The 14,493-nt window shown below is 61.9% G+C and carries 10 protein-coding genes and 1 tRNA gene; 9 read left to right on the top strand and 2 right to left on the bottom strand.

Annotated features, from left to right (window positions below; all coding sequences use genetic code 11):
• Positions 1–320: 320 nt before the first annotated feature.
• The 8 genes from MFF54_RS13195 to MFF54_RS13160 all read left to right on the top strand — a co-directional run bounded on the left by MFF54_RS13195 (position 321) and on the right by MFF54_RS13160 (position 8,084).
• The gene (locus MFF54_RS13195) at positions 321–1,118 is read left to right on the top strand and encodes a hypothetical protein (protein WP_238303388.1); all 798 of its coding nucleotides are present in this window, start codon (positions 321–323) and stop codon (positions 1,116–1,118) included.
• A gap of 398 nt (positions 1,119–1,516) precedes the next feature.
• Positions 1,517–2,500: a DUF2971 domain-containing protein gene (locus MFF54_RS13190; protein ID WP_238303387.1), complete on the top strand. Its 984-nt coding sequence runs from the start codon at positions 1,517–1,519 to the stop codon at positions 2,498–2,500.
• 56 nt (positions 2,501–2,556) lie between these two features.
• Complete coding sequence (locus tag MFF54_RS13185; RefSeq protein ID WP_238303386.1) at positions 2,557–2,982, top strand: hypothetical protein; 426 nt, start codon at positions 2,557–2,559, stop codon at positions 2,980–2,982.
• Between the two features lie 309 nt (positions 2,983–3,291).
• Positions 3,292–3,579, top strand: coding sequence for a hypothetical protein (locus tag MFF54_RS13180; RefSeq protein ID WP_238303385.1), 288 nt, complete (start codon positions 3,292–3,294; stop codon positions 3,577–3,579).
• The gene (locus MFF54_RS13175) at positions 3,576–4,346 is read left to right on the top strand and encodes a hypothetical protein (protein ID WP_238303384.1); all 771 of its coding nucleotides are present in this window, start codon (positions 3,576–3,578) and stop codon (positions 4,344–4,346) included. The genes MFF54_RS13180 and MFF54_RS13175 overlap by 4 nt, the downstream gene beginning before the upstream one ends.
• A 51-nt stretch (positions 4,347–4,397) precedes the next feature.
• Positions 4,398–4,679 (top strand): phage tail assembly protein, encoded by a 282-nt coding sequence (locus MFF54_RS13170; RefSeq protein WP_238303383.1) that lies wholly within the window; start codon positions 4,398–4,400, stop codon positions 4,677–4,679.
• 185 nt (positions 4,680–4,864) lie between these two features.
• Positions 4,865–7,678: a phage tail tape measure protein gene (locus tag MFF54_RS13165; RefSeq protein WP_238303381.1), complete on the top strand. Its 2,814-nt coding sequence runs from the start codon at positions 4,865–4,867 to the stop codon at positions 7,676–7,678.
• A gap of 10 nt (positions 7,679–7,688) precedes the next feature.
• Positions 7,689–8,084 (top strand): hypothetical protein, encoded by a 396-nt coding sequence (locus tag MFF54_RS13160; RefSeq protein ID WP_238303379.1) that lies wholly within the window; start codon positions 7,689–7,691, stop codon positions 8,082–8,084.
• A gap of 6 nt (positions 8,085–8,090) precedes the next feature.
• On the opposite strand, the gene MFF54_RS13155 is transcribed toward MFF54_RS13160, so the two are convergent.
• Complete coding sequence (locus MFF54_RS13155; RefSeq protein ID WP_238303377.1) at positions 8,091–9,017, bottom strand: RES family NAD+ phosphorylase; 927 nt, start codon at positions 9,015–9,017, stop codon at positions 8,091–8,093.
• A 447-nt stretch (positions 9,018–9,464) separates the two neighbouring features.
• Positions 9,465–9,589: transfer RNA gene (locus MFF54_RS13150), tRNA-OTHER, on the bottom strand.
• Between the two features lie 991 nt (positions 9,590–10,580).
• Between MFF54_RS13150 and MFF54_RS13145 the strand changes: the two genes are divergently transcribed.
• On the top strand, positions 10,581–14,354 hold the full coding sequence (locus MFF54_RS13145) for an NACHT domain-containing protein (protein ID WP_238303376.1): 3,774 nt from the start codon (positions 10,581–10,583) through the stop codon (positions 14,352–14,354).
• The last annotated feature ends 139 nt before the right edge of the window (positions 14,355–14,493 follow it).

Genomic DNA, 14,493 nt, shown 5'->3' with positions numbered 1-14,493 from the left:
CGGCCGGCTCATCGACACGCTCACACCCGACGAAGGTGCCCACTTCTTCGCCGCCGCAGGGTACGAACCAGATTAAACCGAAAACGCTCTAACCCCGGCGCTAACTCCAAAAATCTAAGTAGCTGAATTTGAAAGGCTTTATCCATCAATCAATGAGTTAGAGGTTAGTCTCTAAGGCTAGACATAAGAGAGTGTATAAACGCAACTATATATAGGGCACTCTCTTATACCCCCCTGTATGTAGAGTCATGGAAGCTAACTCGGAAAGGTGTCCCTTGCCCGTCCTGACTGAAGTCCGTCGCCTTGGTGCCGGATGGCCCGTGCTGATCCGGCGCGTTGAAGCGTACATGCAACAAGTTGGCTCGGAAGGCGTCCCGCTCGTCGAGTTCGAAGAAGCGTGTCTCGGGGAGGTCTTCTTCCACGATCGCCACGCGATCGTCCGCGCCCTGAAGGGCAAGCGGGTGATCTTCCCGGTCAGGGACGGCGTTGCGTGGCGCGTGTTCCCGCAAATGCCCGAGAACCGGCGCTTCGAGCGGGACGACGAGACGGCCGTCGAGCAGTGCCTTCGCGTCCTGGCGCCCCATATGCGCGGCCTCACGAGGATCGTCAGGGCTCGGGGAGGCGTAGCGGATCGGGAGGGCAGGCGACGGGAGGCCGAGGCGACGGGTCAGATCGTGACCCTCGTGATGCGGCACGTCGGCAAGGGCCTCGACCTCGACGAGATCAGGACGGCGCTCGAAGACACGTTCACGGCTGAGGCCGTCGAGACCCTGACCCGGCGGCAGCCGATCCTCAAAGTCGGATCAAGCCTCGTATCGCTCCCGAAACGCCCGAAGCGCGCGCCTCGCATCGCAAACGGCCTGCTCCCTCACGACAAGATCGTCGCCCTCGTGAAGAAGGCCAGGCCGAAGGGCATCACGAAGACCCTGCTCCACAAGGCGTATCAACCTCGCATTCCGATGGCCGAGTTTGACGTGCTGCTCGCTGACCTCACGGGCGCCGGCTTCATCGACACTGCGACCATGAAGGTCAGCCACAAAGGACGGCCTGCCCTCGTGTGCGTGCACCCCGAGTTCTCTATGCCCAACGTCGTCAACGGACGGGCGATGATCCACTAGTCTTCAGGCAGGAACGTTCGTCTGCTCGGCAAAGCAAATCAGCATGTCATCGAAGGTAAAAATAATTCATTTCTACATAGAATTGCTTGACATGCTGAAATATCACATATTTGGAGGCTCAGGGTCCTTCCAAGGGGGGTGCCTATGCGGGTAACGCGCGATCTCGGGAGTTGGCTAGATGCGGTGCAAAAAAGCTTCTTTTTTGACTCTGGTATCGTAGCGTCAGACCGCTACATCGCACCCAAATTCAATGGGTTAGAGAAAATTTCTCTGCTTGCTCGGAGCAAACTTCTATATATTTTTTGCTGGTAATGGCTTGGCGGCAGGCAGCAACTAGATGCGGTTCCACCGGCGTGGTACTGCCCTTTGCCAAACAACGGCTAAAGATTGGCGCGTATATGAACCAATTCCCAGAACAAGACGACGGCAGCGTTCTGATCAATGGTCAAAAAAAATATAGAACGGGCTTCCTAAAAGCGTCTTGGATTACCCCCGAGACCAGAAATGTTAAGTTCGCAATTCGAAGAGAAAATTTTTTGAGCTCGCGAAATAATTTGTATCACTACACCTCAATTGGAGGCTTCAAAGGTATAGTTGATAGCGGTGGCTTTTGGGCCAGTGACAATCGATTTCTAAATGACTCTGAAGAAATGCAGCATGGAGCAGAACTTACTGCTGAGATAATTGATTACAAGATACGAAGAAGCAAGAGGTCAGAGTTTAGAAGTATACTTGAGAGAACAAGAGAGGAGATCTTGGCACCAAGGAACTACGGCAACCTAGTAGCTTGCTTTTCCACCGCGCGAGATAGCCTTGAGCAATGGCGTGGATATGGGGCGGCCGGGGGCGTCTGCATCAAGTTGGGAGAAAGAGCCGAAGGTATGCGCCACGTCTTTTTTGGCCCTCATCACATGCTGCATAAAGTTTTCTATCAAAAACGTGACAAGCAGGTTTTAATTTTATCAATAATAAGAAGATATGAAGAACAGTATGAGTTAGATCTTATATCAATGGAGAATGAACTTCACTACAATCACGACAAAAATTACTTCGAGCATATGGTTATGTCGCTGTCATCGAAGATTGTAGGCTTCAAAAATCCCGCTTTCAAGCAGGAATTTGAGAGCAGATTGGTCATACCATACTCATTTGTAAAAGACTACGACGGAGGGCTCAAGTTCAGAGTAACCCAATTCGGACTTATCCCATATGTTTGCACTGGCGACATAAAGGGCGACGAAGGCTTGTTGCCGCTTGAAGAGGTCATGATCGGCCCATCTCCGCATCAAACCCTAATAGCTGAAAGTGTATCCACTTTTCTTCGACATAAGGGTTACTCCAATACGATAGTTAGCCTGTCGCGTGTTCCTTACAGGGCGTGACTGCGATCTAATCAGAGCGCTACCCAAACACCCTCCCCCGCATGTCGGCGGTCATCATGATCGCCGACATGCCTGCCCCCTCGAAATATAGCCGTCGCCACCCCGAGCCGAAGAAGCGCCGCCCCTCGACGGTCACGGTCCCCGAGGGCGTCTGCCCGCATGTGAAGCTTCTATTCGCAGAGATGCGACGCTTGAATATAACGTATCAGGAAGTCGAAGATCGGAGCGGGGTTCAAAGGCCGGCTCTGAAAAGCTGGCGCCACCGCACGAATCCGACCCTGACGAGTATGGAAGCTGCTTTGGCCGTCGTCGGCTATCAGTTTGTGCCCCTTCCGACCGAGATGGCACTTCCCCCGGAGATCGTTGCCGAGCTTCGTCCGATTGCTGAGCGCATTGGCCTTGAGGTTCCGGCCGCCATCCAGCTTGCGGCTGAGATTGCTTATCGAGACAAGCACCTTGCGGATTTAAAAGCTTCGACCTGATCCAGGGCAATTCGGGTCGTCGATGAAGGGGAGCGGGAGAGTTGGCATGCCCCCCGCTCCCCTTCGCATTTGTAGCTACAGGAACAGTCCTGCCCCATTCCAGGGTGCTCGGCACTGTGCGTCCACGTCCTTCGGTCAACTTCAGCGGGCGGCTCTCGGGCCGTCCGCCTTTTGGCGTTGGGGGCGACTCGATCAGCCTCCCTGGCGGGGCGAGGGCGAGCGACAGTCCGGGCGTGGGCACATGCCCGCCGACGCTAGCGAAGTTCTCACATGCCCTTCTCTCGTGATGTGCGGAATGGTCCGCGCAATATGTATGTCGACAATCTTGCGACTGACTTTGCGGATCTTGGCGAAAGTCTTCGCCTTTTGAGCCGTGAGATTTCTGGCCGGAAGGCCCTCCTCGCTGAGGACATTGCCGAGACCGAGATCAGGATCGCCCGTGCACACACCGCGCTCGATCGCATCTCGGAAAGGCTGATCTACTCCCGCCCCGGCCTGCTGACTCCCGGCGCCAACTACAAATTCCACGAGGCGCATATTGTGGAAGCGGAGCGCGCCGCCGCTGCCGCCGCCGCTGCAACGGAGGCGCAGTCGTGAGCGCGATCCTCGACATTATCTTCCCGAAGCGGAAGAAGGCCGCGCCGAGTTCCGCCGAGATCGCGGCCGAGATCGACGCTCGGAAGGCGGCCCTCGCTGACGCGAACGCCCGTAGCGCTGCCTCGAAGACGAAGCGGCAAGCCGCCCTCGACGCCCTCGACGAGGCTGGTATCGCTGCGGCTGAGCGGGACGCGGACGCCGCTCGCATCAGTGCCGAAGTGGCTTCTCGGGCGCTCGGCGACCTTGAGGCGGCTCATGCCGAGCAGGTAAAGCGCGAGGCTGCGGACGCCCTCACGGCCCGCAAGGCTGCCACTGAACGTCGCCTCGCGGGTGAAGTCCCGAGGCTGCTCGCCGATTACGACCGGCAGGCGGCTCAGTTGGCCGAAACGCTCGAAGCTTTGCGTGAGATCGAGACCGAGGCCCTGACGGTCAACGAAGCCCTTCACCGGGCCGGACGCCGCGACGAGGCGCTTCAGAACATCCAACGCCGCTATCGCTTCGAGGCGGGCAAGCAAGAGCCTGATCGCGTCGAGATCGTTGAGGAATGGCACGAGCGCGATCCCGACGGGTCGTGGTCCCGCGCCGTTCAACTCGTTCGGGACAAAGAGACCGGCGAGATGACCCCGCGCTACGGCGGCCGGAAGGTGAAGCGCGAGGTCCGGCATCCCGGTCGGAAGCGCCCCGACACCTACCTCGCTCCTCTCACCGGAATCAGCCTCCCGGCGGGCCGCATTGGCGGCGCTCACCATTGGCCGCGGGGCGAATAGGCTCGTCGAATTACTTGCCTTCAAGATCGCAGCAAACAAGGGAATTTTACAATGACCAGCAAAGTCGATACCCGTCTCACTGCCGATATCAAGCTTCTCTTCCCCGTCAACGTGGGCGGTCAGAACTACACGGCCCTGACGATGCGGCGACCCAAGACCGCCGATGCGCTCGCGGCGGGCCGGGCCAAGCGCGACGAGATGGAGCGCGGTATCTTCCTGCTCGCCCGGCTCTGCGACGTGGCGCCCGACGTGATCGAAGAACTCGACGAGACTGATTTCTTCTCGCTGACCGAGCAGTTGGAGTCTTTCAGGGGGCGGCCCTCGGAAATGTAACCGAACTCAGGCGCGCCGCGCTGACGATCATCGACGTGACGAGCGGAGGCATCGGCCTCCGCGATATCCTCGACATGGATATCGACGACTTCGCTGATTGGGCCGAGGCCGCCATTCAATACCGTCGCGACATGAACAAAGCCCTCGCGAAGGCCCAGAAATCCCGAAGGTAGCCAACACCCGTCATGTCGAAAACCTTCAGCGTTGCCGTCGAGATCGGCGGCCGGATCGCGGCGAGCCTTCCGGCCGCGATCAAGGGCGCCGAGAGCGCCGTCGGCGCAATGGGCCGGCGCATGTCGGCGCTGAACGCCGGGGTCGGTTCGGCATTCAACACGGCCAGTCGCGGTGTTACCGCGGCCGGCAAAACCATCCAGGATGCCGGGCGCTCGGCCACGTCCAACCTCTCGATGCCCCTCGGCATCCTGAGCATGAGCGCCGGGCGCATCGTCTTCGATTTCGAGAAGGCCGGCAATGCGTTGCAGGCTGTGACCGAAATGACCCGTGCTCAGCGGGAAGAGATCGAAAAGCTTGCGCGCGCGCAAAACTACTTCACGCCTCAGGATGCGATGAAGTCGGCGCTGGAACTCGGAAAGACCGGGTTCAATGCCGAGCAGATCAAGGGCACGCTCGAAGGGGCGATGAAGCTCGCGCTGGCCGGCGACATTGCGGCCGAGCGCGCGACCGATATCGTCACGAACGTTCTGACTTCTATGCGCTTGCCGATGGCGAATGCCACGCAAGCCGCTTCTTCCATGAAGCGGGTCGGAGATGTTTTCGCCTACACGGCGAACAAGACCAATACGGACGTTGAAAAGCTCGGCGAGACCTTCAAGTTCGCCGGCCAGATGGCTGCGACCGCGGGCCTGGACGTGGAAACGCTGGCCGCTGCCGCGGGCACCATGGCGAACGCGGGCATTCGCGGCAGCGAGGCGGGTGTTGCCCTGCGCTCGGCGCTCGTGCGGATGGTACGGCCGACGAAGCCGGCGCTCGCGGCGATGACACGCCTCGGGCTGAGCTTCAACGATTTCGTCACGCAGTCCCGCACGGTGAACGCCGACGGCATCCTGAATAGCCTCAAGCTTCAGGGCGTCGACGCCTCGAAGGCGCACGGGGCGATCAACAAGATCCTGTCCGATCCCAAGGCGAAGTACGATGTCGGCGATACCGTCGCCAAGATCACGGATGCCATTCAGCGGGCGGCCGGGACGGCGGGCGGTGCGATGGACCGCGACAAGCTGGCCGAGGGCATCACGGATGCCATGATCGGCGCGGCCGATAAGGTCGATTTCGTGGGGTTCCTGCGGGCGCTGAAGGCGAAGGGCGCGTCCCTTGGGGATCTCACGGCGATCTTCCAGACTCAGCACGGCGGCCGTATGGGGACTCTCCTACAGGGCGTGCTTGTCGACGCGATCGATGATATCCGCAAGAACGCGCCCGGCTATAATGACCGAGCCGTCGAATTACGTCTTCAGGGCGTCGTCGGGGCCGTCTACCGGCTCAATTCCGCTTATTCGAACCTCTGGATCACGCTCGCTGAAACGGGTGTGCTCGATACCGTCTCGGAAGCGCTCGAAGGCGTCTCGGACGGCCTGAAGCGCCTCCAGAAGTCGAACCCCGCGCTGCTCAAGTTCGGCACGTATGCCGCGCTCGGCGCCGTCGCGCTCGGGCCGCTCATGATGGTTGCGGGTGGGGCCGTGCGGGCGATCGGCTTGCTCGGCGGCAGCCTGTTGTTCCTTGCCCGCGCGGCAACGGTGGGGTTGGCGGCGAACCTGCTCGGGGCCGCAAAGGGCATCGCGGCAGTGGGCGTAGCAGCGTCTGCCGGGGTCGTGGCGCGCGTGCGGGCGCTGGCGGCGGGTCTGATCGCCCTCGGGGCGGTCGGCGGCTCTCGGGCCGTCCTGGCGGCTGCGGGCGCTTCGCTGCTCGGCTTGGGACGATCCGTGCTCGCGTTTCCCGTCGTGGCTCTCCGCGCGATCGGCGGGGCGATGCTGGCCCTCGTCGCGAACCCGGTTGGCATCGCGATCACGGCGATCGTCGCGGGCCTGACTGCGCTCGGGGTGTGGGTCTACAACAACTGGGACGGGATCAAGACCTTCTTCTCGGCCTTCGGCGAGAGCTTCATGAAGGGGCTTGGCCCCGAGGCTTCCGGTGCCGTCAAGAAGGTCACGGAAGGTCTGCAGTCCGTTTGGGATTGGTTCTCGAAGATCCTAGGACCGCTCGACGAGAGCGGGGAGAAGTGGAAGTCCTGGGGCGAGAGCGCCGGGACGGCGACTGCCGAACTCGTCAAAGGCATCGCCGCGCTTCCCGGGAAGGCCATAGCCGCTGCCGGGGAGTTCGGTAGCGCCATGATGGGTCTCGCCCAAAATGGCTGGGACGCCGCCAAAAGCGTTGATTGGGCGGGCCTCGGCTCGGCGATCATTGATGGGATCGTGTCGGGCGTCACGGGCGCCGCGGGCCGCCTTGTCGACGCCGTGAAGGGCGCCGCGTCTCGGGCCTGGAACAGCGCGAAAGGCGTCTTCGGCGGCGCCACGCCGACGCCAGCGACCCCGAACGCGACCCCGCGCGGCGGCAGCCCCCTCGAAGCCCGTGCGCTCGGCGGTCCGGTCCGGGGCGGCGTCCCCTACCTCGTCGGCGAGCGTGGCCCCGAGATCTTCGTACCCCGTGCGACCGGGCGGATCGAGACCAACGGCACGCTCCGCAAGCTGTCGGCGATCGGCGGCGCGGAGGGGTCGAACCGTCGGCTCGCGAGCATCGGCGCCGAAGACGGCACGCCGCCGGTACGGGTACCGACGGCTGACGCGATGGTCCATCTCGGCGCGACCTCTCAGCCGGTCTCGAAGAACGTGCGCGGCGGCAACGTGTCGGTCGTCAACAACTGGACGATCAGCGGGGACGCTGACTCCCCCGCGATGCGGCAGCGGATGGCGCGTGAGGTCGAGCGCGCCATCGAGCGGGTGCTTGCCCGGCATGAGTCGGAGCAGCGCGGATTACTGAGCGACTGAGGAGAGCATGATGACGAGAGACACCGATAAGGCCCCCCGCGGCTTCGCCGATCCGCACCCGGACTACAGCGCCCTTTGCATCCTTCCCAATGGGAAGATCGAGACGAAGGGGCAGGCCGAATTGGACGGCTTCACCATCAGGACCGCCTCGCCTATGCCGAGCCCGGTTCTGCCGCCCGCGCGACCCGTTGTCCCGGTCAGGCCGCCGAAGGCCGCCGCCCCGGCGCCGTCCCCGATCGTGCTCGCGGAGCGCGCGCGGGCTCAAGCGATCATCGCCATGACGCTCAAGGGTGCCGAGGCTGAGGCCGACAAGGCGATCCGCTCGGGCATGTCGGTTGCGGAGTTCGAAGGCAGCCTCGCGGCTTGGGCGATCCTCGACTCGCGTCGGCGGGCCGCGGGAGGCTGACTGCTGCTACGTCGCAGGGCCGGATTTCGCAGCCGTGGATGCGGGAGAAGTTTCAGGAGCTTCAACCGCTTGCCACTCGAGGCTGCCATCCGGTGCTGCTCCGACCGCCCGCGCTATCGGCGCACGCGCATACAAGCCAAACCCGAGATAATCCACGACGCGCAGAGCTTCAAAGCCTTCCCATTCGAACTTCTCGTCAAACGCTTGTGGTCTGATAGCCACATTCAGGCCGCCTCTATGCGCCACGCTCGGGTAAGCGAATCCATCCAACTGCCCCGGCTCAAATAATATCTCTGAAAGCGCGCTAGATATTTTGTAGTCCTTTGCGCGAAATGCCGTTTGAGAAAACATATCTGCAAAAAACGCATCAACTAATTCCGTCCTGACGTTACTTTCCAGGGGCCTCTGAGACATGACTCCAGCAAGCCACTGCTTTGCCTGTTCGTCGCCAACAAGGGGCAGGCCGTATCTTCTGATGTGGTCAATCTCACCTATGCAATTTAGGCTAATACTACTGTCTTTTTTTAGCCGCGCCTTACCAATATAGAAAGTATCACCTATCTCAGGTCCCAGCTCAGAAAATACAGTATCTTCATTAAGCGCCCCATAAAACACAGTGGTGCCAACTCGATTGCAGCGCCCCCACGATGACCCCAATGCGAGAGGTTTGTAAGAGAATCGAGATGCGTTCGCCGGCAACTGAGAGTCGCCAACGAATGCGCGAAAGACGCTTAACTCCGGAAGCGAGTATCCAACGAAAGGAACATCTCGAAGCAGTGCGTCGACGATTTTCTTCACATTGTCGTATGGTAGCCGTAGGGCCGAGCCACCCCTCAGTTGCTCGATAAGGGCAAGGGCCACTTGAATGCTTCTCGCACTCTGAACGATATCGTCGGCCTGAAACCCTCCCAGCTTAACGTTGCCGTCCGACATGCTGTCCCCCCTGACCCCCCGCATCCTCACCAAGGCTCAAGCCGCCGCGTATTGCGGCTTGACCGTCTCAGGCTTCGAGGATTGGGTAAGAAAGAGCAAGCTTCCTAACGCTATGAAGGGCACGCGCCGTTGGGACAGAGCGGCGATCGACATTGCGCTCGATCTCTTTATCGGGCATCGATCGCACCGCCCCGCCGCCGAAAACGGGCAGCCTCGCCCTCTTCATCGAGCAGCGGAATGCGCGGAAGGCAGCCGAAGCGGCGGCTCGCGCCGAAGCCGAGAAGGGCGGCAAAGCGACTGGCCGAGGTAGAGCGAAGCGCAACAGTCCGTAACAGTTGCAGCCGGCAGATAGCCGTACCCCAAGCCGTACCCGGAATGGACAGACCCATACGGTATCGTTCTACCGTATCCGCGGTCGTCGCTAAATTGTTGCGATTGTTGGTAAAATGGCGCGCCCGAAAGGATTCGAACCTCTGACCCCCAGATTCGTAGTTTAGCATCCAAGCACGCACCCCTCATGTCGGCTTTAAAATTTTCTTTTTCAACCAACGGCTTGCCGCTTAATCGGGCGCCGGTTAGGTGCATGCAGGCTTGGTGTTGAGGCAGAGTTTGTGGGCGGGTTGGGTCCCGTTTGGGGATCGTTCTGGCAGCGGTTGGCAACAAGCAAGCCGCTGCGCGACACGTCGCAGATTGCAGAAAACTTCGTGATTTGGTCACGCTCTCAAAGACCGCTGCAACGGGTTGCACCATCGGGTAGCTGCAGATCGAGCTCCAGATCTGATCGCTCACGCGAATCACAGTAGCATTTAGGGGTAAAAATCCCGTGGCTTAGGGCTTGAACTCGACGCGTTGTATTCAAGCATCTGAAGAGCTTGGAAACGTCCGCTTCCTTGCGGCGCTTTCGACCACGACCTACGGCCGGAACGGGTGGGTTTCTGTTAGTCCACTGTCAGGATGCAAAATCGACGGGCCGGACGTTCTCTCAGATCGTAACGATCGACGGTTTCGCGACCAGAGCGGCCGTCGCCGATCAATAAGCCAACTGCCGTAAGCGGACATGCAAAATGGCATGTCGCAGGCTGCTGTTGCTTGATGGAGTTCGCTTTGAGGGCATCTCGAAAGCGGGCGTCGGGCGGGCCTGTGACGGTGTTACGCCGCGTGAGGAGTCAGAGCGTCGGGTTACCGTACCAGTGGCTCGCAACGACCCTGATTTGAGCCGGTCATCGTCGCGGCACGGAGTTCGCCACGGCCCGGAAGCGCACGACCTAGCAGGGCGGCTTGGACAGCGCCTCGCCGGCATTGAGCACAGCCGAACGATCCAGCTTTCTAACGGTGGCGTACATTCACCCGTTGGGTCCCGAGCTGATGTTCTCCGCCCAGGCGAGCCGCTCCGGATCGCGCGTAGACCCGGCCCCGCGCTGTCACGCCGATTGCGCCGTCCGTCACGTAGACCTGCGTGCCGGCGCCGGATCAGGAGGCAACGTCGCGGCTCGCTTGGTTGACCGAGGTTGTGTTAACCTTCGCCTCGATCTTGGCCGCCGTTCAGGAATTTCGCAGCGAAACGTGACCACACCGACTAAGATTCAGATCGACGCGATCAACGGTGCCCAAACACCCGGCTGGCCTTCCGTCTACGTGGTAGGTTCGTTCGACACCCGCATAACTTTCTTCTCGCAGCAAGCGCGCGGGTTGAACTTGGCTTGCGCCCTCGTCCGCGCCGGCCTCCTTTCCGGGAAATCGCGCTTCGCGGTCGTCGGCGCGGGCGCGGCCGGGCTCGCGGTCGCCTCGGGACTCTCGCTCCTGCTGCCGGATGCCGAGATCGATATCTACGAACGCGAGCAGGACCCCTTGCACTTGCAGCGCGGTTGCCTCCAGCGCAACCTTCACCCTCACATCTACGAGTGGCCGAGAGTAGGAGCACTTCAATCTCGCGCGAGCCTGCCTCTTCTGGATTGGGAAGCAGGATCGGCCACGACCGTCGCCGCCGAGGTGACGACGGCGTTCAAGACGCTCCAGGCCCACCGCCCGGGGCTGCGGCTGCACACGCTCCGCGAGGTTACGGCGGTTGAGCGCGTGGGCGCGAGCGACTGCCGGGTGCGACTTCAGGACGTCGACGGGGTCAATCCCCGCGCTGCCGCGTACGGCGCAGTGTTTCTGACCATCGGGTTTGGGCGCGAGCGCAGGCTCGCGGGGGCGCCCTGGCAATCTTATTGGTCAGACCGCGGTGTTCCCCAAGCGCCGAAGTATGCGGATCGTGAGACGCGCATCTTGGTGACCGGCGGGGGCGACGGCGGCCTGATCGATCTTTGTGCTGCGGCGCTCCGGGACTTCGACCATACGCAACTCATCGGGCTCGTCACTGGGTGGCCCGGAATCGACCGCTTGGCCGACGAGTTGATCAGGATCGACGGCGAGGCCGATCGGGCGGGCCTAAGCTTCGACTTCATGGAGGCTTACGACCGTGAGGTAGGACCTGCCCTCCGCGACGACGGCCTGATCGACGCCGTTGCGGAGCGGCTGCGGCGCCGCGTGCGGTTGCTCTTCAACACCGCGCGCCCACGGCCGCTCGAGCAGCCGTCCTCCACGCTGAACCGGTTGCTGGTTTACCTTCTCTTCCGGGCCGCCGAGCAGGCGGGAACGCCCATCGAGCACCACAATGGGCGAATTTCCTCCGACAGCGCCCACCCTGACTCTTACCTCTGCGAGGGGTTCGGGCGTGTTGAGGCCGACGAGATCTTTGTGCGGCATGGTGCGGCCAAGAAGGATGCCTTCGCTTCCTTCGCCGAGATACGCGACGCGTACGAAGCCGAGCACGCGCGCTGGCTGGCCGCCGATCCCAGGCGCGCCGTGCCACCACAGCTCGACGACGAGGCGCGGACGGTCCTCGAAGGAGCGCTCCGGGCGCTCGAGCGCCCAGCGAACCAGAGGGGCGAGGCGCGCGCGACAGCTGTTGCAAACGCGGCGCCCAGCACCACGAACGAGCGAAAGTCCGACACCGTTGCTCACGATCTCCGCCCCTACGAGAGGGCCGAGTTGGAGCGGAGTGCGCCGCGTTTGAGAACCGCAATTGCGAGGCGCCTCAGCGACAACGCCAAGCAGAAGTTGATCGCCTCCAAAAATCTGCTTGCGTCATACGCGCGGGGTGCCGTCGTGCTGGGCGCGTCCGGCTACGGCAAGACCAGTCTCGCCGCCGCCTTGCTGCGCGAGGCAATCGAGAACCGCTGGGCCGGCACGTCGTCTCGAGTGCCTTTCGAGGTCTTCCTTCCCGACGTGCCTCTCGAGACTGATGGTCTCCAAAAATACATCTACGATCGTATTCGGGCCCATGCGCCGGCATTTGACCAGGAAGCCTTACGTGCCCACGGGAGGTCCGATGGCTTCGTCCTTCTAGCGGACGGCTACGAACGATTGCCGCTGCCGGCCCGCACATTCGTTTCGACGATGTTGCGGAGCCTCCTTAGGGACTTTCCTGCGACCCAGTTGTTTATTTTCTCGCGTGGCCAAGCCAGCCCGGTCGGGTTGGAGCTGCCCACGCTCGAACTTCTCGAATACGAGCATGACGACCTGCGAGAGCTCGCGCGCCAACGTAGCGAGGATGCCGAGAATCTCCGCTTCGCCATGCACGACGCACCTGCGTACATCTACCGGATCTGCCGGCATCCGCTGATCGCCGATCTCGTGCTCGAGCACTACCGATGGCACGGGCGGCACCCGACGCAGATTGCTCCGCTGTACGAACGGTGGCTCGACCGGGTACTTGACGCGTTCAGCCCGCTGCACCGCGCTGCCTACCGCGGCCTGCTCGATCGCCTAGCCGAGGAAACGCGTCACGGCCCAGTCACCGTCTCGCGCGCGACGGAGTTGGCGCACGCTCTCCCCGACCCGCACGCCACCCTTGAAAAGCTGGTCGACGCCGACGCCGTCAGCGTCCGCGGCAGCACGCTGGAACTCCGGCATGAAGCGTTGGCTGATTATCTGCGGGCGATGCGCTTCTCGACGCTACCGCCCGAAGCGTTCGAAGAGGAGCTGCGTTCGCTCGAAGTCGACGCGTCATCCCAGCTCCCGTTCCTTCTCGTCGCCACGGCCCAGACGGCCGAGGCGCGTCGCGTCGCGTGGCAGGCACTGGCGAGAAAGGACCTGAAGGCGGCGATCGGTGGCCTGCGGTTCGCGTTCGGCGACGATAAAGCGTCCGACGCTGGTCCTTCAGTTAGGCGGTCCACGGCGTTTTTTTCCGACATCCTCGACGGGTTCGACGGCGTGGTAGAGCCACACTTCGCCGACATCGCAGAGCGGCTTCAGGCGACGGCGGCAAACTGTCCGGTTGCCCGCTTGGGCATCGTAGGTTTGGTCTCGGCGGAGACCGCCAGCTACTCGTTCGAGGATGCCGAGGACGGGGTTGCTCGTGTTCGCGTCGGCCAAGGGCAACGGCGAAGCAGTTTCTATGGGCGCTCCTTGCGTCGAGCGGGCTTCGGCTTCGACGCGGGACGGTTCTTTGGGGTCGCTCATGTGCGAGACGCCCTCCAGGAGCTCATCAAGCAGCGCAACCTCCCTGGTGGTCCGGTCTGGACTGAAGAGCTCACGATCGGCCGCCTCCGCCACCTCCAACGCGAGTACGAGGTCCCGATCACTTGGCCTGCCGACGTCGGCGCAGTGGTCGATTTCCTTCGCCCACACCGCGAATTCCGCTTGGTCGCCGGAGGCTTTTCGGGGGGCCAAACGTTCGCGATCAGCGAACTCATCGACGATCTCGGCTATTTGGCCAATGAGGGTGTCGCTCACCTAACGCCATGGTGGGACGTCGCCAAGGAACCCGACCTTCAAACGCAGGAGGGGCGGGCCTCCTTCTCACGGGCGCTGGACACCTACCATCGACGCCGCCAGATCGCGTACCGAGAAGTCGCCGAGCGCAGCATGCCCCGCGTCGTGCCGCTTCTGCGCACGCTGCGCACAATGCCCTTCCGGTTCGAGATCGAAGTCGAAGTGCACGACCGCCGCGGGCACGCGGATATCGCGCTGCACCACCGACGCTGGCCGGTCCGGTCGTACGACGAGGCGGGAGCGGACGTGTCGTTCCCCGGCATCCTGTCGGACATGAAATCGGACGAGAGCGTGGACGCTTACGTCCGCCGGACGGAGGAACTTCTCGAGCGGTTCGGGCGCTCCTTCCCCGAGCGGCGGGTCGTTTGGGGGCAAACGCGGGCGCCCGATTTCGACGGTCACAATCTCTTCCCGGAGGATCAGCCGGACGAATCGGCAGTGGTGCGCGGCGCGATGCGGTGGTTGTTGGAGGACATCAAAGACCTGTTCTCAGAGTTGCCGAGCTATGCAACGGTCTGAGTGCGCGGTTGGGTTCATTTAAGAACTTCGCAACGGGTAAGCTAAACATCAGCTTTGGCATTCCAGAAGCCGAGAGCCACGAGGCTGCCTTCAGCCAGCTTTATGCGTGCGGAGGTTTTGCGTCTTTTGTCCGCGATCG

Source organism: Methylobacterium gregans, from assembly GCF_022179245.1.
GTDB classification, from domain to species: domain Bacteria; phylum Pseudomonadota; class Alphaproteobacteria; order Rhizobiales; family Beijerinckiaceae; genus Methylobacterium; species Methylobacterium gregans.
Note: the sequence above shows the minus strand (reverse complement) of the source record. Positions and strands in the feature narration are given on the sequence as shown.